The organism is Streptomyces sp. NPDC049837 (genome assembly GCF_040674455.1).
Lineage (GTDB): Bacteria > Actinomycetota > Actinomycetes > Streptomycetales > Streptomycetaceae > Streptomyces.
Window position 1 is genome coordinate 858,568 of record NZ_JBFAMP010000001.1, and the last position, 20,652, is coordinate 879,219.

At 73.2% G+C, this 20,652-nt stretch carries 15 protein-coding genes and 1 tRNA gene; 8 read left to right on the plus strand and 8 right to left on the minus strand.

Annotated features, from left to right (window positions below):
* Positions 1 to 240 precede the first annotated feature (240 nt).
* The 7 genes from AB0J57_RS03855 to AB0J57_RS03885 all read left to right on the plus strand — a co-directional run bounded on the left by AB0J57_RS03855 (position 241) and on the right by AB0J57_RS03885 (position 9,501).
* The gene (locus AB0J57_RS03855) at positions 241 to 1,347 is read left to right on the plus strand and encodes a tetratricopeptide repeat protein (RefSeq protein WP_366126293.1); all 1,107 of its coding nucleotides are present in this window, start codon (positions 241 to 243) and stop codon (positions 1,345 to 1,347) included.
* 74 nt (positions 1,348 to 1,421) lie between these two features.
* Positions 1,422 to 2,411, plus strand: a complete 990-nt coding sequence (locus AB0J57_RS03860; RefSeq protein WP_366126474.1) for a polyprenyl synthetase family protein — start codon at positions 1,422 to 1,424, stop codon at positions 2,409 to 2,411.
* 505 nt (positions 2,412 to 2,916) lie between these two features.
* Positions 2,917 to 3,138, plus strand: coding sequence for a type A2 lantipeptide (locus AB0J57_RS03865; protein ID WP_366126294.1), 222 nt, complete (start codon positions 2,917 to 2,919; stop codon positions 3,136 to 3,138).
* 95 nt (positions 3,139 to 3,233) lie between these two features.
* Positions 3,234 to 4,040 carry an HlyD family efflux transporter periplasmic adaptor subunit gene (locus tag AB0J57_RS03870; RefSeq protein WP_366126295.1) on the plus strand — a complete coding sequence of 269 codons (807 nt, stop codon included), beginning with the start codon at positions 3,234 to 3,236 and terminating at the stop codon, positions 4,038 to 4,040.
* 89 nt (positions 4,041 to 4,129) lie between these two features.
* Positions 4,130 to 6,259: an NHLP family bacteriocin export ABC transporter peptidase/permease/ATPase subunit gene (locus AB0J57_RS03875; protein WP_366126296.1), complete on the plus strand. Its 2,130-nt coding sequence runs from the start codon at positions 4,130 to 4,132 to the stop codon at positions 6,257 to 6,259.
* Position 6,260: 1 nt separating this feature from the next.
* The gene (locus AB0J57_RS03880; RefSeq protein ID WP_366126297.1) at positions 6,261 to 9,158 is read left to right on the plus strand and encodes an NHLP bacteriocin export ABC transporter permease/ATPase subunit; all 2,898 of its coding nucleotides are present in this window, start codon (positions 6,261 to 6,263) and stop codon (positions 9,156 to 9,158) included.
* 121 nt (positions 9,159 to 9,279) lie between these two features.
* Positions 9,280 to 9,501 carry a hypothetical protein gene (locus AB0J57_RS03885; protein ID WP_366126298.1) on the plus strand — a complete coding sequence of 74 codons (222 nt, stop codon included), beginning with the start codon at positions 9,280 to 9,282 and terminating at the stop codon, positions 9,499 to 9,501.
* A gap of 63 nt (positions 9,502 to 9,564) precedes the next feature.
* Here AB0J57_RS03885 and AB0J57_RS03890 read toward each other — a convergent pair whose 3' ends face one another.
* The 5 genes from AB0J57_RS03890 to AB0J57_RS03910 form a co-directional block, all read right to left on the minus strand.
* Positions 9,565 to 10,485 (minus strand): ribokinase, encoded by a 921-nt coding sequence (locus AB0J57_RS03890; RefSeq protein WP_366126299.1) that lies wholly within the window; start codon positions 10,483 to 10,485, stop codon positions 9,565 to 9,567.
* Positions 10,472 to 12,424: a substrate-binding domain-containing protein gene (locus AB0J57_RS03895; protein WP_366126300.1), complete on the minus strand. Its 1,953-nt coding sequence runs from the start codon at positions 12,422 to 12,424 to the stop codon at positions 10,472 to 10,474. Before AB0J57_RS03895 ends, AB0J57_RS03890 begins: the two co-directional genes overlap by 14 nt.
* Complete coding sequence (locus tag AB0J57_RS03900; protein ID WP_366126301.1) at positions 12,414 to 13,934, minus strand: sugar ABC transporter ATP-binding protein; 1,521 nt, start codon at positions 13,932 to 13,934, stop codon at positions 12,414 to 12,416. The genes AB0J57_RS03895 and AB0J57_RS03900 overlap by 11 nt, the downstream gene beginning before the upstream one ends.
* Positions 13,931 to 14,950 carry a LacI family DNA-binding transcriptional regulator gene (locus AB0J57_RS03905; protein WP_366126302.1) on the minus strand — a complete coding sequence of 340 codons (1,020 nt, stop codon included), beginning with the start codon at positions 14,948 to 14,950 and terminating at the stop codon, positions 13,931 to 13,933. Before AB0J57_RS03905 ends, AB0J57_RS03900 begins: the two co-directional genes overlap by 4 nt.
* Positions 14,951 to 15,135: 185 nt before the next feature.
* Positions 15,136 to 15,223 (minus strand) — tRNA-Leu (locus AB0J57_RS03910).
* A 192-nt stretch (positions 15,224 to 15,415) separates the two neighbouring features.
* Between AB0J57_RS03910 and AB0J57_RS03915 the strand changes: the two genes are divergently transcribed.
* The gene (locus tag AB0J57_RS03915) at positions 15,416 to 16,753 is read left to right on the plus strand and encodes a DUF2254 domain-containing protein (protein ID WP_366126475.1); all 1,338 of its coding nucleotides are present in this window, start codon (positions 15,416 to 15,418) and stop codon (positions 16,751 to 16,753) included.
* Here AB0J57_RS03915 and AB0J57_RS03920 read toward each other — a convergent pair.
* The 3 genes from AB0J57_RS03920 to sucC form a co-directional block, all read right to left on the minus strand.
* Complete coding sequence (locus AB0J57_RS03920; RefSeq protein ID WP_366126303.1) at positions 16,735 to 18,309, minus strand: aldehyde dehydrogenase family protein; 1,575 nt, start codon at positions 18,307 to 18,309, stop codon at positions 16,735 to 16,737. The genes AB0J57_RS03915 and AB0J57_RS03920 overlap by 19 nt on opposite strands.
* 298 nt (positions 18,310 to 18,607) lie before the next feature.
* Complete coding sequence (sucD, locus tag AB0J57_RS03925) at positions 18,608 to 19,489, minus strand: succinate--CoA ligase subunit alpha (RefSeq protein WP_366126304.1); 882 nt, start codon at positions 19,487 to 19,489, stop codon at positions 18,608 to 18,610.
* 11 nt (positions 19,490 to 19,500) lie between these two features.
* Positions 19,501 to 20,631: an ADP-forming succinate--CoA ligase subunit beta gene (gene sucC / locus AB0J57_RS03930; RefSeq protein WP_366126305.1), complete on the minus strand. Its 1,131-nt coding sequence runs from the start codon at positions 20,629 to 20,631 to the stop codon at positions 19,501 to 19,503.
* Positions 20,632 to 20,652: the final 21 nt, after the last annotated feature.

Genomic DNA, 20,652 nt, shown 5'->3' on the forward strand with positions numbered 1-20,652 from the left:
GGCGTACGCCGCGAGCCGTCACCCTCCGTCCGCCCTCCACTCGAACCTTCACTCGAACTTTCAGTCGAACCTTCACGCGAAAGTGGAACCTCTTCCGTCTCTTGATCCTCTTCCCTCCCGAAGCGCGCGCAGTCGACGGCTCAGGAGAACGAGCCCAGGAGAACGAGAGAGAAGGGGGCGCCGCGTGATGGCCCAGACGCTGCCGTACGGTCCGCGGCCGCCCCTCGGGGAAGGGCACTCATGTTCAGCAAGGCTCTCGCGCCGGAGTACCAGGGCGCGCTCAGCGCGCTGTCGGTCAACGCGTCCCTCACGGACGTGCTCGCCGCGGCGACCGAGCAGATGACCGCCGCCCGGCGTGCGGGGGACGCGCACGAGACGGCACGCGCCGGGCTCGCGGTGGCGGAGGCGCACCGCCGGCTGGGCCACGTCGAGGCGGCCGACCGGGCGTGGAAGGCGAGCTACCGCACGGCCCGCTCGGCCGGGGACGTACCGGCCATGGCGTGGGCGCTGTGGAGCGGCGGCACGCTGGCCCGGCAGCGCGGGGCGCTGGCGCTCGCCTTCCGGCTGCTGCGGTACGCGGCCGACCTCGGCAAACGCGGCGGTGACGTGGTGGCCCACGGCTACTCGCTGGCCGGGCTCGCGGAGACCGGCCGCATCCAGGGCGACTACGAGGCGGTCGGCGCCCTGCACGACGAGCTGCTCGCGGAGGCGCGCAAGCGGGGCGAGGCCCGGCACACCGTGTGGGCGCTGGAGGGCATCGCCCAGATGCACCGCAACAGCGGCCGGTACGACACGGCGTACGAGCTGTTCGAGGAGGCCGCCGGGATAGCGGCCGCCGCCGACGACCGGCGCGGTCACGCCTGGGCGCTGCGCGGGCTGGCCGACATCGTCTCCGTACGCGACGGTGACGCCGACCGCGCGCTGGAGCTGCTCGGCCGGGCGGAGGCGGACTGCCGCGCGATGGACCTGTCGAGCGCGCTGGCCTACAACCACAAGATGCGCGGCAACGTGCTGTACCGGGCGGGGCGGTACGCGGAGGCTCTGGAGACCTACGAGCGGGCGCTGGCCGAGTTCCGCGAGATGGACGAACCCCGGGGCGAGGCCCTGTCCCGCCTCGGCGCCGTCAAGGCCCGCGCCCGCCTCGGGGCGGACCCGGAGGGCACGGCCGCCGAACTCGCGGACCTCCGGGGCGTCCTGGACCGCATGGGTCTGCGCCACGCCCGCGCCATGGTCGACAAGGCCCACGCCGAGCTCGGCCTGCCGGTCGAGTCCGTCGCGCCTGCCGAGTCCGTCGCGTCCGATGCGTCTGCCGAGTCCGTCGCGTCCGTCGAGGGGCCCCGCCGGTGACGCCGCCGACGGCCCCGCACCACGCGCCCGCGCGGGGCCTCGACGCGGAGGCCGTGCTGGCGCGGTGCCGGGGCATGGTGGAGCCGGTGCTGCGGGCGCGGGTCGCGGGGATGCACGCGTGGCCGGCCGAGATGGCCGGGTACGCCTTCGGGTGGTGCGAGGCCGGTGGCGAGCCCCGGGCCGGGTCGTCCGGGAAGGGGGTGCGGCAGGCGCTGGCCGTGCTGTGCGCCGAGGCGGCGGGCGCGCGGGCGGAGACCGCCGTCGAGGGGGCCGTGGCGGTGGAGCTGATCCACACGTTCTCCCTGCTCCACGACGACATCATGGACGGCGACGAGACCCGCAGGCAGCGCCCGGCGGCGTGGAAGGCGTACGGGACGGGGCCCGCCGTCCTCGCCGGGGACGCGCTGTTCGCGCTGGCCTTCGAGGTCCTCGCGGGCTCGCCGGGCCCGCACGGCGCGGCGGCGGTGCGGCGCCTGTCGAGGGACCTGGCGGACCTGGTGGACGGGCAGGCGGAGGACCTGCTGTTCGAGGGGCGGCCGTGGACCGGCCCCGGTGCCGTCCCGGTCGGCGCGTACCTCCGCATGGCCGAGCACAAGACGGGGGCCCTGCTGGGCTGCGCGGCGGCGCTGGGTGCCCTGCTGGCGGGTGCGCCGGCGGTGACGGTGGACGCCCTGTCGGCGGCGGGGCGGGAGCTGGGCGTCGCCTTCCAGGCGGTCGACGACGTGCTGGGGCTCTGGGGCGACCCCGCGACGACGGGCAAGCCGGTCCACGGTGACCTGCGGCGCCGCAAGAAGACCCTGCCGGTGCTGGCCGCCCTGGCGGCGGGCACGCCCGCGTCCGGGCGGCTCGCCGCGCTGCTGTCCGCGCCGGGGCCGCTGGACGAGGCCGGGCTGCGGCGGGCGGCCGGGCTGGTGGAGGAGGCGGGCGGCCGGGAGGCGGCCATGGCCGAGGCGCGGGAGCGCCTGGACCGGGCGAGGGCCTCCCTGCTCGGGGTGGAGCTGGTGCCGGGGCCTGCCGCCGAGCTGCTGGCGCTGCTGCCGTACGTGGTGGGCCGCGTCGTGTGAACCCCGGGGCGTCGCCTCGCGTGCACCCCGGGGCGTCGCCTCCTGGGAACCCCGGTGTGTCGCCGCCTGGGAACCCCCGGTGCGCGGACAGGCTCCGACAAAGTCGGTCAACGCCAGGAAAACGTCCAATTCCCCACCTGGCACGCACATCCGTTATGACGCAATGCCAGCGAATCTGCACACCGAATGTACAGGCGTCACACCGCCTCCCACAGGCGCCCATGAACCGGGCGGGACACCCCGGCCCTTGATGCCGGAATGTCCCCTTCCGAAACGCCCGGAGGGCTGCCTTCCGAAAGGGCGTCGGCCGGGCATGTGAAGAACCCGGCACCATGCCATGGAGGTACCTGCACATCGGCGTAATTCCGTGGCGGGGAAGCATGGTTGCCGACCCCCACAGGATTGGCTGAGCAACGCACCCCCGTGCTTTGATCCTTCGCACTGCGGCGGCCGCACAAAGGCTCGCTCCGTAGTCATTTCGAGTTATTCGCGCGAAGGGAACAACATGAACCCGCAGATCCAGACCCAGGAGATCTCCGACGCCGACCTGGACGCCGTGTCCGGTGGCCTGCACAGCGCCGTTGCCAACAGCGCCATCGGCAGCGCGACGGCCACCCTCGACTCGGTCGCGCCGGTCTCCACCGTCGCCACCTCGGGCGTCGCCGCCGTCGAGTCCTTCGCCGGCCTGAACTCCTCGGCCCTCACCGGCTTCGTCGCCGGCCTCTGAGACGGCATGCGTGAGCCCCGGAACGTTGCCTGTTCCGGGGCTCGCCTCGCTGTTCGCTTCCTGAACCGGACATTTGCAGTCGAGGGAAGAGTTACGTGCAGTTCCGCCAAAAGGCCCTTTCCAAGCTGCAATCCCCCGAGGAAATAGACCTGCCGGTGCGTTTCGCCCGGCCACAGGGCCTTCTCGTCCTGACCGTCACCGTCCTCGCCATGGCCGCCGCCACGGTCTGGGCCGTCACCGGATCGGTGTCGTCCACGCTCACCGCGCCCGGAATCCTCAACCACGGCAAGGGCAGTTACATCCTCCAGAGCCCCGTCGCCGGACAGGTCACCGGCGTGCTCGCCGAAGAGGGCGACCACCTGCCGGCCGACGCGCCCCTGCTCAAGGTCCGTACCGCCGAGGGCAGTTCCGTCGTGAAAACCATGGCCGCGGGCCGCGTGACCACCCTCGTCGCGACGATCGGCTCCGTGGTCACGACCGGCGCGGACGTGGCCGCCGTCGAGCGCGTCGACAGCGAGGACGCGCCCCTGATGGCGGTGGTCTACGTGCCGGCCGACCGCGGTGCGACCGTACCCGTCGGCGCCTCCGTCGACCTCACCGTCCAGTCCGTGCCGACGCAGCAGTACGGCGTCCTGCGCGGCCGGGTGAAGGCCGTCGGGCGGACCGCGCAGACCCGCCAGCGCATCACCGCGTTCCTCGGCAGCAGCCAGCTCGGCGAGCAGTTCTCGCGCGCCGGCCAGCCGGTCGCGGTCCTCGTGGAGCTCAAGCGGTCGTCCGCGACGAAGACGGGCTACGCCTGGTCGACGTCCGACGGCCCCGCGTACGCCCTGGACTCCATGACCCTGGTGAGCGCCTCCGTGCACCTGGCCTCCCAGCGCCCCGTCGATTGGCTGCTGCCGTGAGCGCGCCGGGCGGCCGGCGCCGCGCTCCCACGCGATCCGCGCCCAAGAGGCCCAAGGGGAAACGGCCCAGGGCCGTCCGCACGCCCACCGTGCTCCAGATGGAGGCCGTGGAGTGCGGCGCCGCCTGCCTCGCCATGGTGCTCGCCCACCACGGGCGCCACGTGCCGCTGGAGGAGCTGCGCATCGCGTGCGGCGTCTCCCGCGACGGTTCACGCGCCAGCAACGTCCTGAAGGCCGCGCGCAGTTACGGCCTCCAGGCCAAGGGCATGCAGATGGAGCCGACCGCGCTCGCCGAGGTGCAGGGCCCGGCCATCCTGTTCTGGGAGTTCAACCACTACGTCGTCTACGACGGGATGGGGCGCCGCTTCGGCCGCCGGGGCGTGCACATCAACGACCCCGACAAGGGCCGTCGTTTCGTCTCCCCGGAGGAGTTCGACACCAGCTTCACCGGTGTCGCCCTGGTCTTCGAACCCGGCCCGGACTTCCGCCGGGGCGGCCGCAGACCGGGTGTGCTGAGCGCCGTCCCCGCGCGGCTGCGCGGCACGACGGGCACGCTGCTGGCGGCGCTGCTCGCCAGCCTCCTGCTGGTGGCGGTCGGCGCGGCGCTGCCCGCGCTGAGCCGTACGTACATCGACATGTTCCTGATCGGGAACCAGACCTCGGTGCTGGGCCCGCTGTTCGCGGCGATGGCGACGCTGGTCGCCCTGACCGCCGTGCTGACCGGGCTGCAACAGGCGAACCTGCTGCGCGGGCGGATCATCTCCTCCACGCTCAGCAGCGCCCGCTTCCTCAGACATCTGATGCGGCTGCCGGTCACGTTCTTCGCCCAGCGCAGCCCGGCCGACCTGGTGCAGCGGCTCCAGTCCAACGACGCGGTCGCCGAGACGCTGGCACGCGACCTGGCCGCGGCCGGGGTGGACGGCATCGTCGTCGTCCTCTACGCGCTGCTGCTGTGGACGTACGACCCCCAACTGACCGTGGTGGGAGTGCTGATAGCGCTCCTCAACATCGTCGCCATGCGGATAGTGATCCGGTTGCGGGCGACGCACACGCAGAAGCTGCGGGCCGACAGCGCACGGCTGACGAACACCTCCTACACCGGTCTCCAGCTCATCGAGACCATGAAGGCGACGGGCGGCGAGAACGGCTATTTCCGCCGCTGGGCGGGCCAGCACGCGACGACCCTGGAGGTGCAGCAGCGCCTCGGTGTTCCGAGCGCGGCCCTGGCCGTCGTCGCGCCCACCCTCGCCACGCTCAACAGCGCGCTGATCCTGTGGATCGGCGGCCTGCGGGCGGTGGAGGGCCACATCTCCATCGGCCTGCTCGTCGCCTTCCAGGCCCTGGTGACGCGCTTCACCGCGCCCATCACCCGGCTGAACGGGGTGGCGGGCCGTATCCAGGACTTCGCCGCCGACGTGGCCCGGCTGAAGGACGTCGAGAGCTTCCCCATCGACGCCCTCTACGCGCGCGTGGAGCCGGAAACGAGCACCCGCCGCCTCAAGGGCCATGTGGAGCTGGAGAACATCACCTTCGGCTACAGCCCCCTCGACAAGCCGCTGCTGAGCGGGTTCTCCCTGACCGTCGGCCCCGGGCAGCAGGTGGCGCTGGTCGGCGGCTCCGGCAGCGGCAAGTCGACCGTCTCGCGGCTGATCTCGGGCCTGTACGCCCCCTGGGAGGGGACGATCCGCATCGACGGGCAGCGCCTGGAGGACATCCCGCGCGGCGCGCTCGCCGCCTCCGTGTCGTTCGTCGACCAGGACGTGTTCCTGTTCGAGGGGACCGTCCGGGACAACGTGGCCCTGTGGGACCCCTCCATCCCGGACGACGCCGTCGTCGCCGCGCTCAGGGACGCCGCCGTGTACGACGACGTCATCGCGCGCCGCCCCGGCGGCATCCACAGCCGCGTCGAACAGGACGGCCGCAACTTCTCCGGCGGGCAGCGCCAGCGCCTGGAGATCGCCCGCGCCCTGGTGCGGCGGCCGAGCATCCTCGTGCTGGACGAGGTGACGAGCGCGCTGGATGCCCGCACCGAGCAGGTCATCATCGACAACCTGCGGCGGCGCGGCTGCGCGTGCGTCGTCATCGCCCACCGGCTGTCCACGGTCCGCGACAGCGACGAGATCGTGGTCCTGGACCACGGCACGGTCGTCGAACGGGGCCGCCACGAGGAACTGCTCGCCGCCTCCGGCGCGTACGCCGAGCTGGTCAAGGAGCGCTGACATGTCCGTCCACCCGGAGGCCCACCAGGAGGTCCACCAGGAGGTCCACCAGGAGGTCCACCCCGCGGTGGCCGCCGCCGCCGATCCGGTGCTCCACGCCCTCGGCGCCCTGGGCCACCCCGTCGACTGCGCGGGGCTGCGCAACGTCCCGCTGGAGGGCCCGCACGTGCTGTGGCTGGTCATGGCGGGCGGGCTGGACCTGTTCGCGGTCGACGCCGCCCAGCAGGGCCACTGGCACTTCCTGGGCCGCCTGGAGGCCGGCAGCCTGCTCCTCGGCCCCGTCGAGGGCCCGCAGCACACCCTGGTGGGCCGGCCGACGCAGGACTGCGCGCTGCGCCGCATCGCGCTGCGGGAGCTGTATCCGGGGCAGGGCGACACGTACGCCGGGCAGGACCTGTACGGAGGGTACGACCCGTACGCCGGATACGACCCGTACGCGGGGTACGCCTCGCCCCTGGAGCAGGCCTTCGCGCTGGGCACCGCCCGCAGCCTGGGCGTCCTGTTCGAGGCGCCGCTCGACGGGCGGCCCGCGGACGAGGCGGTGGCCGACGACGACATGCTGTGGATGCCGGTGCCGCCCGGCAGCGTCCGGTACGGCGCCGCGGAGGCGGCCGCCGACCTGCTGGTCGACGGCGCGCTGTGGCAGCGGATGGTCAACCAGCAGTACCGGCTGCTGTCCGCCGTGGACCGCTGGATCGAGCAGTTGGAGCGCGCCCACGAGGACCGGGCGGCGGCCGGCATGAAGGCGGGCGAGGCCGTCCGCGCCCGGGCGGACCAGGCGCTGCTCGCGTCCATCGGCCGGACCGACCGGGCGGGCCGGAAGCAGAGTTCGGCGGCGGACGACGACGCCACGTACGCGGTGTGCCGGCAGGTCGCCCGGGCGGCCGGGATCACGCTGGCCGAGCCGTCGGCGAGCGGCGTGGCCGACGAGCGGACCGGCGCGGTGGAGCGCATCGCGGTCGCCTCGCGCGTGCGCACCCGCGCGGTGCGGCTGGAGGGGCGCTGGTGGCGCACGGACTCCGGGCCCCTGGTGGGCCACTGGGCGAAGTCGGGTGCCCCGGTGGCGCTGCTGTGGCGGCGCGGCCGGTACGAGGCGGTGAACCCGGCGTCGGGGCTGCGGATACGGATCGGCGAGGAGAAGGCCGCCGAGCTGGAGCCGCGCGCGGTGATGTTCTACCGCCCGCTGCCGGAGCGCCCGATGACACCGCTGCGGCTGCTGGCGTTCAGCCTGCGCGGCGCCGGGAGCGACGTACGGAACCTGGCCCTGGCCGGACTGGTGACGGTCGGTCTGGGCGCGCTGGTGCCGATCGCGACCGGCCGCATCCTCGGCGTGTACGTGCCGACCGCGCAGACGAGCCTGATCACACAGGTGGCCGTGGCCGTGATGATCGCGGGCGTGGTGTCGGCGGCGTTCATGCTGATGCAGAACCTGACGGTGCTGCGGATGGAGGGGCGCATCGAGAGCGTCCTCCAGCCGGCCGTGTGGGACCGGCTGCTGCGGCTGCCGACGCGGTTCTTCGCCGAGCGCTCCACCGGGGAGCTGGCGAGCGCGGCCATGGGGATCAGCGCGATCCGCCGCGTCCTGACCGGTGTCGGCCCGGTGGCCGTGCAGGCGAGCACCGTCGGTGCGGTGAACCTGGTGCTGCTGCTGTGCTACAGCGTGCCGCTGGCGCTGGCGGCGATGGCGATGCTCCTGGTCATCGCGGTCGTCTTCCTCGGGCTCGGGCTGTGGCAGGTGCGCTGGCAGCGGCGGCTGGTGGAGCTGAACAACAAGCTCAACAACCAGGCGTTCCAGACCCTGCGCGGGCTGCCGAAGCTGCGCGTCGCGGCGGCGGAGAGCTTCGCGTACGCGGCGTGGGCGCGGGAGTTCGCCCGTTCGCGGGAGCTCCAGCAGCGGGCGGGCCGCATCCGCAACGTGACCACCGTGCTGGACGCGGTCTACCTCCCGCTCTGCTCGCTCATCATGTTCATGCTCCTGGCGGGCCCGGCGCGCGGCAGCATGACGGCCGGTGAGTTCCTGACGTTCAGTACGTCGGTGACCATGCTGCTGACGTCGGTCACCCAGATCACCGGGGCGCTCGTCTCGGCCGCCGCGGCGCTGCCGATGTACGAGCAGATCAAGCCGGTCCTGGACGAGGCCCCCGAGGTCCGGGGATCCACCACCCGGCCCGGCGTCCTGTCCGGCGCCATCGAGGCCCGCAACCTGTCCTTCCGGTACTCCGACGACGCGCCCCTCGTCCTCGACGACGTGTCGCTCGACATCCGGCCGGGCGAGTTCGTGGCGGTGGTGGGCCCGAGCGGCTGCGGCAAGTCGACCCTGCTGCGCCTGCTCATCGGCTTCGACCGGCCGGTGTCGGGCAGTGTCCTGTACGACGGCCAGGACCTGACCGCCCTCGACCAGGCGGCGGTGCGCCGCCAGTGCGGGGTCGTCCTCCAGAACGCCCAGCCGCTCACCGGCTCGATCCTGGACTGCATCAGCGGCGCCGAGTCCTTCTCCCAGGAGGAGGTGTGGGCGGCCGCGGAGATGGCGGGCCTGGCGGAGGACATCAAGCGCATGCCGATGGGCCTGCACACCATGATCGCGGGCGGCGGGGCCATCTCCGGCGGCCAGCGCCAGCGCCTGATGATCGCCCAGGCCCTGATCCGCCGCCCCCGCATCCTGTTCCTGGACGAGGCGACGAGCGCCCTCGACAACGAGGCCCAGCGGATCGTCATCGACTCCACGCGCCGCCTCAACGCCACCCGTCTGGTGATCGCCCACCGCCTGTCGACGGTGATGGACGCCGACCGGGTGATCGTCATGTCGGCCGGCCGCGTCGTCGAACAGGGCCCCCCGGCCGCGCTCCTCGCCGACCCGAACGGTCATCTGTACGAACTGGTACGCCGCCAAATGCGCTGACCGGACACCCCTCGAAAGGGTGGGATCCGCCCTCCGGGGCGCGCCGGTACCCGCGAACCCGGGAACCTCTCCCTCCGAACCCCGCCCGGACGGACCGGGCGGCGCGTCCACGGAGGAACAGATGCTCAGGAAGGCCTTTGCGTGCACGGCCCTCGTCGCCGCCGCCATGGCGGTCGGCACCGCCCCGGCCGCCGCTCACGGAGACAAGGACAGGGACGACCACGGCAGCTTCCACGCCGCCGAGTGGAACAAGGGCAAGTTCGCCGCGCTGGAATCGGCCGGCGGTTCGAAGATCTCCGCCGGCGGGTTCCACCAGGGCGGGGCGATGCACGCCGAGTGGTAACGGCCGCCCCGTCGCGATCGACGGCCGCCGGGACGACAACCGTCGCCCGGCGGCCGCCCTGCTTCACGGCCCCGGCACCTCGTCGGCAGCCGGGAACGACTCCTGCGCCCCCCTCCGGGTGACGGCCGCCGCGCCCACCCGTACCGCGTAACCGGCCGCCCGCGCGAGGTCGTCGCCGAGGCCGGTACGCCAGGCCAGGGCGGCCGTGAAGGCGTCGCCGGCGCCGGTCGTGTCGACGGCGTCGACCCGGGGGCTCGGTACGCGTACGACGGTGTCCGTGCGGGTGTCCGCGACGAGTGCGCCCGCCGCGCCGAGGGTGATCACCACCGACCGGGGGCCCAGGGCGAGCAGTGCCCGCGCCCAGTCCTCCGGGGTTCCTTCGGCGCCGCCGAGGAGGAACGCGGCCTCGTGCTCGTTGAGGACCAGGGGGTCGCAGGCGGCGAGTACGCCGGCCGGCAGCGGTGCGGGCGGCGAGGGGTTGAGGACCAGCCGGGGGCCGTCCGGTCGCGTACGGACGAGCTCGGCGACCGTCGCCACCGTCTCCAGGGGGATCTCCAGTTGCACCGAGACGACCCGCGCGCGGGCCAGCAGCTCCCCGGCCGCGCGGATGTCGTCCGGGGTCAGCCGGGCGTTGGCGCCGGGCGAGACGACGATGCTGTTGTCGCCCGACGGGTCCACCGTGATCAGCGCGACCCCGGTGGGCGCCCCGCCGACCAGCACCGCGGCCGTGTCGACACCGGCGGCGCGCTGCGCGTCCAGCAGCAACCGCCCGTGGGCGTCGTCGCCGACCCGGGCGAGCAGGGCCGTCCGGGCGCCGAGGCGCGCGGCGGCGACGGCCTGGTTGGCGCCCTTGCCGCCGGGGTGGACGGCCAGGTCGGAGCCGAGCACGGTCTCGCCGGGCGCCGGGCGGCGGTCGACCCCGACGACCAGGTCGGCGTTGGCGGAGCCCACGACCACCAGGTCGTAGGAGTCACTGTTCCGCATTCCGTTGATCCCCTCGGGAGAAGTCGGCGACGTTGTCCTTGGTGACGACCTTGACCGGCACCTTCACCACACCGGCGACCTTCTTGCCCTGCCCGGCGCGGAGGGCGTTCCGTACCGCGATGCGGCCGATCTCCTCCGGCTGCTGGGCGATGGACGCGTGGAGCGTGCCCGCCTCGACCGCCTTCAGGCCGTCGGGGGTGCCGTCGAAGCCGACGACGGCGACGGAGCGGCCGGCCCTGGCGCCGAGGGCCTTGGCCGCGCCGAGGGCCATCTCGTCGTTCTCGGCGAAGACTCCGGTGATGTCCGGGTGGGCCTGGAGCAGGTTCGTCATCACGTCCAGGCCCTTGGTGCGGTCGAAGTCGGCGGGCTGCTCGGCGACGACCCGGATGCCCGGGTACGCCGTGAGCCCCTCAGCGAAGCCCGCCCCGCGCTCCCGGCTGGCGGACGTGCCGGCCGTGCCCCGGAGGACGACGATCGTGCCCTTGCCGCCGAGCCGTTCGGCCAGCGTCCTGGCGGCGAGCCGGCCGCCCGCGACGTTGTCGGAGGTGACGAGCGCCGCGGTCGCCGCCTTGTTGACGCCCCGGTCGGCCGCGACGACCGGGATGTCCGCCGCGTTGGCGGCCCGTACCGCCGGGCCCACGGCGTCCGAGTCGACCGGGTTGACGATGACGGAGGTGACGCCCGAGCCGGTGAAGTTCTGGAGCTGGTTGGCCTGCTGGGAGGCGTCGTTCTGCGCGTCGGTGACGGTCAGGTCCACCCCGGCGGCCTCGGCCTCCGCCTGGGCGCCCGCCTTCATCTGCACGAAGAACGGGTTGTTGAGGGTCGACAGCGACATGCCGAGCCTGGTCGTCGTACCGGACGATCCGGGGTTGAGGAAGGACACGGCACCCACGACCGCCGCCACGCACACCGCCACGACGGCGAGTTGTCCCGCCTTCCGGTGCCCGGAGCCGACCGGGCCCGTGCCGGGGGCCGTCGCCGACGTACCGGCCTTGCGGCGCAGCGAGTCCAGCAGCACGGCGAGCGCGATGACGACACCGATGACGACCTGCTGCCAGAACGCCGAGACCGACAGCAGGTTCAGGCCGTTGCGCAGCACCGCGAGTATGAGCGCGCCGATCAGCGTGCCGGACGCCTTGCCGACGCCGCCGGCCAGGCTGGCGCCGCCGATGACGACGGCGGCGATCGCGTCGAGCTCGTACCCCTGCGCGGCCTGCGGCTGGGCGGAGACCAGACGGGCGGCGAGGACGACGCCCGCGACGGCGGCGAAGAGGCCGGAGAGCGCGTAGACGGCCAGTTTCTGGCGCTTGACGCGCAGTCCGGACAGCCGGGCGGCCTCCTCGTTGCCACCGATCGCGTACATCGCGCGGCCGAGGTACGTACGGGACAGCACGAGCGCCGTGACGAGCCCGGCCGCGATCATCACCAGGACCGGCACGGGCAGCCATCCGCCGAGCGTGTCACCGAGGACGGCCACCGGCTGGGGGACGGCGATCGGGCTGCCCTGCGAGATGACGAGGGCCAGGCCCCGGCCGACCGACAGCATGGCGAGCGTGGCGATGAACGGCGGGAGCTTCCCGTACGAGACGAGGGCGCCGTTGACGAGACCGCACGCGATGCCGGTCCCGATCGCGAGCAGGACCGCGAGCCAGACCGGTACGCCCTCGTTCGTCGCCGTCCAGGCCAGGACGGTGGCGGAGAGCGCGGCGACCGAGCCGACCGACAGGTCGATGCCCGCCGAGACGATGACGAAGGTTACGCCGAACGCGAGGATCGCGGTGACGGCCGCCTGCACGCCGACGTTGAGGAGGTTCTGGGTGGTCAGGAAGTCGCCGGACAGCAGCGACATCGCCACCAGCAGCACCACCAGGGCGGTGAGGGCGCCGTTGTCGAGCAGGACACGGCGAACCGCCGTACGGTCGAGCGTGTCAGTGGCCACGGGAGCCCTCCACTTCGTTGTGCGGTGTGCTGACGGCGAGCGCCATGACGGCGTCCTGGGTCGCCTCGTGCGCCGGGAGTTCACCGGCGATCCGGCCCTGGGCCATGACGAGGACCCGGTCGCTCATGCCGAGCACCTCGGGCAGGTCGCTGGAGATCATCAGGACGGCGTGCCCGGCGGCGGTGAGTTCGTTGATCAGCCGGTAGATCTCGACCTTGGCGCCGACGTCGATGCCGCGCGTCGGCTCGTCGAGGATCAGCACCCTGGTGCCGGCGAGCAGCCACTTGCCGATGACGACCTTCTGCTGGTTGCCGCCGGACAGGGTGCGTACGTGCTGGTCCAGCCCGGCCATCCGTACGCCCAGCCGCTCGGCGATCCGGGCGGCGGCCGTGCGCTGCGCCGCGCGGTCCACGAGCCCCGCGCGGGTCATGGAACGCAGCGTCACCAGGCCGAGGTTCTCCTGTACGGAGGCGTCGAGGACCAGGCCCTGGCCCTTGCGGTCCTCGGGTACGAGGCCGAGGCCGGCGCCCATCGCGGCCACGACGTCGCCCGCCGCCAGCCGCTCGCCGCGCACGTGGACGGCGCCCGCGTCGTAGGGATCGGCGCCGAAGACGGCGCGGGCGACCTCGGTGCGCCCGGCGCCGACGAGGCCGGCGAGCCCGACGACCTCGCCCGCGTGCACGTCGAAGCCGACGTCGTGGAAGACCCCGTCGCGGGTCAGCCCGCGTACGGAGAGCAGGGGCGGCCCCGGCTCGGGCCGTTCGCGCGGGTACTGCCGGCCGATGGCGCGGCCGACCATGAGCCGTACGAGTTCGTCCTCGGGCCCCGACGCCGCCACCCGGCCGACGCTGCGGCCGTCGCGGAGCACGGTGACGCGGTCCCCGAGGGCGGCGATCTCGTCGAGGTGGTGGGTGATGAAGACGATTCCGACGCCGTCCTCGCGCAGTTGCCGGACGATCCCGAAGAGCTTGTCCACCTCGTCGGAGGTGAGCACGGCGGTCGGCTCGTCCATGATGAGCACGCGGGCTTCCAGGCTCAGCGCCTTGGCGATCTCCACCATCTGGCGGTGCGCGATGCCCAGTTCCCGCACCCGCGCCTTCGGCGGGACACGTACCCCGACCCGGCGCAGCAGCTCCCCGGCCTCCGCCTCCATCCTCCGCCGGTCGATGAGCCCGAAGCGCCGGGGCTGGCGGCCCAGGAAGATGTTCTCCGCGACCGTCAGGTCGGGCACCAGGTTGAACTCCTGGTGGATCGTGGCGATGCCCAACCGCTCGGCGTCCTGGGCTGTGTGGATGCGCACTTCCCGGCCGTCGACGAGGACGCGTCCGCTGTCGGGCCGGTGGGCGCCGGAGAGCACCTTGATCAGGGTGCTCTTGCCCGCCCCGTTCTCGCCGAGCAGGACGTGCACCTCGCCGGGGCGCAGCTCGAAGTCGACGCCGTCGAGCGCGACCACGCCGGGGAACGCCTTGCGTACGCCCTCCACGCGCAGCAGTTCGTCGGTGTCCTTCACGCGTCTCTCCTCCTGAGGTCCTCGCCGTCTTCGCCACACGAGCGGCGTACGACGAGGCGGGCGGGCAGGGTGACGGACTGCGGCGGCCGGCCTTCGATGAGGTCGGCCAGCGCGCGTACGGCGGCCCGGGCCAGTTCGCCGGCCGGCTGGACGATCGCGGTGATCGGCGGGTCGGTGTGCACGAACCACGGGATGTCGTCGAACGCGGCGAGCCCGATGTCGTGCGGGACGCGCAGGCCGCGTGCGCGGATGGCGTCCAGCGCGCCGAGGGCCATCAGGTTGTCGGCGGCGAAGACGACGTCGGGCGGCTCGGGCAGGTCCAGGAACCGCTCGGTGGCGCGGCGCCCGCTGGCCGCCTGGAAGTCGCCCTGCCCGATGTACGCGTCGGGCAGCGCCGTCCCGTGCTCGGCCAGGGCCTCCCGGAACGCCTCGACGCGCTCGTGCCCGGTGGTGGTGGCGGCGGGCCCGGCGATGATGGCGAGCCGACGATGCCCCAGCCCGTGCAGGTGCGCGACCAGGTCCCGTACGGCCCGCCGCCCGTCGGCGCGTACGACGGGGACGTCGACGCCCGGAACCCACCGGTCCACGAACACCATGGGCGTCCCGGAGCGCGCGGCGTCCAGCGTGGGTGTCGAACGCCCGTCGGCGGGCGACACCAGCAGCCCGTCGATCCGGCGGTCGAGGAGCGTGCGGATGTGGTGGTCCTGGAGGTCCGGCCGCTCGTCGGCGTTCCCGATGATCACGCTGTAGCCGAGCGCCCGGGCCTCCTCCTCGACGAACCGGGCCAGCTCGGTGAAGTACGGGTTGAGCACGTCACCGATGACCAGCCCCAGGGTCCGCGTCTGATCGGTCCGCAGTGACCGCGCGACGGCGTTGGGCCGGTACCCGAGCTCCTCGACGGCCGTGAGAACACGGCTCCGGGCGTCGGGGCTGACGGACGGATGCCCGTTGACGACCCGCGACACCGTCGCGACGGACACCCCCGCCCGGGCCGCGACGTCCTTGATGCTCGCCACGCCGGACCACCTCCTCGTGGGCCTTATGGAGCCGTGGAAACGATTACAGGAAGGATTGGAATCGATTACACGGCTAGATGACAAGGGGTGGGGCGGGGGGTGAGACCGGATCGTGATCGGTGAGGGGCGTCGACTTCGGCGCAACGCAAAATGCCGGCCGGGACGAATCCCGACCGGCATTTCCGTGGTGTCCGAGGGGGGACTTGAACCCCCACGCCCGATAAAGGGCACTAGCACCTCAAGCTAGCGCGTCTGCCATTCCGCCACCCGGACAAGGTGTCTGCCGTTCGCGGGGTGTTCCCCGAGGCGACATGGATAACTCTACCAGGGGTTCGAGGTGCCCTTCACCCGCATATCCCGTGGTCAGGCGGCCGGGGCGGGCCGCCGGCAGGTCCGCGCCGCGACACACACGCGGCGTCTCCACGGGTGTACGGAGCGTGAAGGTAGCGTGCGGGCGTGAGTTTTGTGCCGGAATACCGCAGGCCCCGGGTGCTGTCCCCGCTGCGGGAGCACCTGCGGGACACCTTCTGGTTCGCGCCGACCGCCGGGCTGGTGTGCGTGATCGTGCTGTGGGGGGCGGCCGCGACGGTCGATGCCGCGATCGTCGACTACCTGAGGGAGCGGCGGGCGTACGACGAGATCGGCGATCTCACCGCGATCGCCGAGGACGCCAAGACGATCGTCACGACGGTCAGCCAGGCGATGATGACGTTCATCGGTGTCGTCTTCAGCATCTCGCTGGTGGCGGTGCAGATGGCCAGCGGGCAGCTCACCCCGCGGGTGGTGCGGATCTTCGTGCGGAGCCGGATCAGCAAGCTGACGCTGACGGTGTTCCTGTCGACGTTCCTGTTCTCGCTGCTGGTGATGACGTCGTACGAGAGCGAGACGGACCCGGAGCGGATCACGGCCGTGCCTCTGGTGCAGTCGGTGGTCACGCTGCTGCTGGTGGGGCTGAGTCTGCTGCTGTTCATCGCCTATGTGACGACCACGCTGCGGCTGATGCAGGTCGGGCCGGTCGTGGACCGGATCACCCGGGAGGCGTTGACGGTGCTGCGGCGGCAGTCGGCCGGTGGGCCGGAGGCGGCGGTGCTGCCGCCCGAGACCGGGCGGGTGGTGCACCGGGGCCGGTCCGGGGTGCTGCGCGATGTGAACGTGTCGCGGCTGGTGCGGCTGGCGCGGCGGCAGGACGTGGTGCTCCGGCTGATGCCGCGCATCGGGGACTACGTGGTGCCGGGTACGCCGGTGCTGGCCGTGCACGGCGGCCGGGCGCCGGGGCCGGGCGGGGTGTGGTCGGCGATGTCGGCTTCGGTTTCGGTGGGGATGGACCGGACGTTCCATCAGGACGTGGCGCTCGGGCTGCGGCAGTTGGTGGACATCGCGCTGCGCGCCATGTCGTCGGCGGTGAACGATCCGACGACGGCGGTGCAGTGCCTCGACCGGATCGTGCAGTTCCTGGCGGCCGTGGCCCCACGTCCCCTGGGTACCGTGCTCCACCGCGACCGGCGGGGCGCGGTGCGGCTGGTCCAGGACGTGCCGGGCTGGGACGACCTGGTCGATCTCGGGTTCGCCGAACTGAGGGCGCACGCGGTGGACAGCGCCCAGGTCACGCGGCGGATGCTGGCCGGGATCGACGACCTGCTGCTGCTCGCGCCGGAGGGGCGGCGGGAACCGCTGCTGCGCCACCGCGCGCTCCTGGAACAGGCCGTGGAGCGTGCGGTGGCGCAGCCCGCCGACCGGGTGTTCGCGCTGGAGCCCGACCGGCAGGGCATCGGCCGGTCCGGGACTCAGGGCATCAGGCGGTAGTCGGGGAAGTTTCCGGGCGGGCGTTCGCCCGGCGGGCCCTGGGTGACGGCCTTGACGAGGAGTTCACCGCCGACGAAGGCGCCGCGCCAGGAGGCGCCGAAGCCGCCGAACAGTTCGTCGCGGTCACCACGGGAGCGGGGGACGCCGTGGCCGGTTTTGAAGGCGCGGATCTGGGGGGCCAGCCGGGCGTAGGTGGCGTCGTCGTCGGTGGAGAGGCTGGCGACGAGGGCGCCGTTGGAGGCGTTCATCGCGGCGAGCAGTTCGGCCTCCGTATCGACGAGGACGATCGTGTCGACCGGGCCGAAGGGTTCCGCGTGGTGGAGCGGGGAGGACGGGGGCGGGTTCAGGAGGGTGACCGGGGGGAGGTACGCGGCGGTGCCCTGGCCCGGGAGGAACCGGCCGTCCGCGAGGGAGCCCCGGTGGAGGGGGACGGCGCCCCGGTCGATGGCCTCGGCCACCTGGTCGGCGAGTTCCTTGGCCTTGGCCGCGTTGATGAGCGGGCCGAAGTCCAGGGCGGGGAGCGGGTCGCCGGGGTGCTCGACGGCGAGCGGGTGGCCGATGCGGAGGGAGCGGACGGCGGGCAGGTAGACGGCGAGGAAGTCGGCGAACAGGTCCCGCTGGACGACGAAGCGCGGGTAGGCGGTGCAGCGTTGCTTGCCGTAGTCGAAGAGCTTGGGGACGACGGCGGTGAGGGCGGGCCAGTCGCTGTAGTTCCAAATGCCCCAGGTGTTGAGGCCCTCCTGTTCGAGGATGTGCCGTTTGCCGAGGTCTGTGACGGCGGTGGCGATCCGGGCGCCGGTGTCACGGCCTCCGACGAAGGAGACGCAGCCGATCTCGGGGGCACGGACGAGCGGGTCGGACAGCTCGCCGCCGCTGCCGCTGAGGAGGGTGACCGGGATGCCCTCGCGGGCGGCGAGCGCCGAGGCGAGGGTCAGGCAGGCCAGGCCGCCGTCGGTGGGGGTCTTGGCGATCACCGCGTTGCCGGCCAGCGCCTGGACGAGCATGGCGTGGACCAGGACGGACATCGGGTAGTTCCAGCTCGCGATGTTGGAGACGGGGCCGTCCAGCGGGGCGCGGCCCTCCAGCATGGGTTCGATGCCGTCCACGTACCACCTGACGCCGTCGACGGCCCGGTCGACGTCGGCCTGCGCGAGCCGCCACGGCTTGCCGATCTCCCAGACGAGGAGGAGGGCGAGCAGTTCCCGGTGCTCGGTGAGTGCGTCGAGCGTGGCGCTGACGCGGGCACGGCGCTCGGGCAGCGGAATGTGCCGCCAGGCGCGGTGCTCGTCGAGGGCCGCCCGGACGGCCCGGTGCGCGGTGGCCGCGTCGAGGCGCGGCGGGCCGGCGATGGGAGTGCCGTCGACCGGACTGGTGGCGGGGAGGGCCCGGCCGTCGGACCGCCAGGCCCCGTTCCAGAGGTTGAGGACGCGGTCGTCGTCCCGGAAGGCCTCGGGGGCGGTGGTGAGGCAGCGGCGCCACGTGTCGGACCAGGCGGTGCCTGGTTTGAGGGTGAGGTGGCTGGGGTGGGCGGGATTGGCTGGGGTGGTGCGTGCCATGGGGTGTCTCCGCTCTCGGGATCGCTGCGCGGGGCGGGCGCCGTCACGCGCGCGTGGGGCGCGTAGGGCGCGTAGGGCCGGAGGGCGCGTAGGGCCGGAGGGCGCGTAGGGCCGGAGGGCGCGTGGGGCGCGTGGGGCGCGTAGGGCCGGAGGGCGCCCGCACGCGCGCGTGGGCCCGGACGCGCGAGGGACCGGACGCGCGCGTAGGGCCGGACACGCGTGGGACCGCACGCGCGCGTGGGACCGGGCCGGTGCTGAAGCGGGGGGTGCGCGGGGCGCTTCGGCGGCGGGGCCCGGGTCAGCCGGGCAGGTGCTTGAGGACGAGGCGGGCCGTTTCGGTCGGAGTGGCGCCGACGTGGACGCCGGCGGCTTCGAGCGCCTTCTTCTTCGCCTGGGCGGTGCCGGTGGAGCCGGAGACGATGGCGCCCGCGTGGCCCATGGTCTTGCCTTCCGGGGCGGTGAAGCCCGCGATGTAGGCGATGACGGGTTTGGTGATGTGCGCGGCGATGTGGGCCGCGGCGCGCTCCTCGGCGTCCCCGCCGATCTCGCCGATGAGGACGATGAGTTCGGTGTCGGGGTCCTCTTCGTACGCGGTGAGGCAGTCGATGTGGGTGGTGCCGATCACCGGGTCGCCACCGATGCCGACGGCCGAGGAGAAGCCGGTGTCCCGCAGCTCGTGCATGAGTTGGTAGGTGAGCGTGCCGGACTTGGAGACCAGGCCGATGGGCCCGGGTTTGGGGCCGATGTCGGCCGGGATGATGCCGGCGTTGGACTGGCCGGGGCTGATGAGGCCGGGGCAGTTGGGGCCGATGACGCGGGTACCGCGCCGGTTCGCGTGCGCCTGGAAGGCGACCGCGTCGTGGACGGGGATGCCCTCGGTGATCACGACGGCGAGGCCGATCCCGGCGTCGGCCGCTTCGGTGACGGCCGCCTTGGCGAACGGAGGTGGGACGAAGACGACGGTGACGTCGGCGCCGGTGGCGGCCATGGCCTCGCGTACGGAGCCGAAGACGGGGACGGTACGGGTGTCGAGGTCGACGGACCGGCCCGCTTTGCGCGGGTTGACGCCGCCGACGACGTCGGTGCCGGCGGCGAGCATGCGGCGGGTGTGCTTCATGCCCTCGGCGCCGGTCATGCCCTGGACGAGGACCTTGCTCTCCTCGGTGAGGAAGATGGCCATGTCGGGTCCCTTCAGGTGATGGACAGTTCGGCGGCGCGGCGGGCGGCGGCGTCCATGGTGGTGGCCTGTTCGACGAGGGGGTGCGCCCGGGCGTCGAGGATGGCGCGGCCCCGGGCGGCGTTGTTGCCGTCGAGGCGGACGACGAGCGGTCTGGTGAGGCGGACGCTTTCGAGAGCCTGAACGATGCCGTCGGCGACGGCGTCGCAGGCGGTGATGCCGCCGAAGACGTTGACGAGGACGCTGCGTACGTCCGTGTCGGCCAGAATGAGGTTCAGGCCGTCGGCCATGACCTGGGCGGAGGCGCCGCCGCCGATGTCGAGGAAGTTGGCGGGGCGGGCGCCGCAGCCGGCGACGACGTCGAGGGTCGACATGACGAGCCCGGCGCCGTTGCCGATGACGCCCACCCGCCCGTCGAGCTTGACGTAGTTGAGGCCCTTGGCGGCCGCGGCCTCTTCCAGGGGGTCGGTGGCCGGGTCGGCGGGGGCGTCGCCCCAGCGGCTGTGGCGGAAGCGGGCGTTGTCGTCGAGGGTGACCTTGCCGTCGAGGGCGAGGAGCCGGCCGTCGGTGGTGCGGACGAGCGGGTTGACCTCGACGAGCAGGGCGTCCTCGCGGACGAGGACCTGCCAGAGTCCCTGGAGGATGCCGGCGGCTTCGGCGGGGAGGCGGGCCGCGGCGGCGATCTCGGCGGCCTTGGTGTGGGTGACGCCTTCGGCCGGGTCGACGGGGACGCGGACGACGGCCTCGGGGCGGGTGGCGGCGACCTCCTCGATGTCCATGCCCCCTTCGGCGGAGGCGATGGCGAGGAAGCGGCCGGCGGCGCGGTCGAGGACGTAGCCGACGTAGAACTCGGCGGCGATGTCCACGGGCCGGGCGAGCATGACGCTGCGTACGGTGTGGCCCTTGATGTCCATGCCGAGCATCTGACGTGTGGTCAGCTCCGCTGCCGCGGGGTCCGTGGCGAGCTTGACGCCGCCCGCCTTGCCGCGGCCACCGGTCTTGACCTGGGCCTTGACGACCACGCGTCCGCCGAGGAGTTCGGCGGCGCGGCGGGCCTCGCGCGGGTGGTCGACGACGGCCGCGTCGGGCACGGGGATGCCGTGGTCCTTGAAGAGTTCCCTTGCCTGGTGCTCGTACAGGTCCATTGCGGACTCCTGTCGATCGCG

Coding starts and splice junctions, on each gene's coding strand:
- AB0J57_RS03855 (WP_366126293.1), top strand. CDS start 241: ATGTTCAGCAAGGCTCTCGCGCCGGAGTACCAGGGCGCGCTCAGCGCG.
- AB0J57_RS03860 (WP_366126474.1), top strand. CDS start 1,422: ATGGTGGAGCCGGTGCTGCGGGCGCGGGTCGCGGGGATGCACGCGTGG.
- AB0J57_RS03865 (WP_366126294.1), top strand. CDS start 2,917: ATGAACCCGCAGATCCAGACCCAGGAGATCTCCGACGCCGACCTGGAC.
- AB0J57_RS03880 (WP_366126297.1), top strand. CDS start 6,261: ATGTCCGTCCACCCGGAGGCCCACCAGGAGGTCCACCAGGAGGTCCAC.
- AB0J57_RS03885 (WP_366126298.1), top strand. CDS start 9,280: ATGCTCAGGAAGGCCTTTGCGTGCACGGCCCTCGTCGCCGCCGCCATG.
- AB0J57_RS03890 (WP_366126299.1), bottom strand. CDS start 10,485: ATGCGGAACAGTGACTCCTACGACCTGGTGGTCGTGGGCTCCGCCAAC.
- AB0J57_RS03920 (WP_366126303.1), bottom strand. CDS start 18,309: ATGGCACGCACCACCCCAGCCAATCCCGCCCACCCCAGCCACCTCACC.
- sucD (WP_366126304.1), bottom strand. CDS start 19,489: ATGGCCATCTTCCTCACCGAGGAGAGCAAGGTCCTCGTCCAGGGCATG.
- sucC (WP_366126305.1), bottom strand. CDS start 20,631: ATGGACCTGTACGAGCACCAGGCAAGGGAACTCTTCAAGGACCACGGC.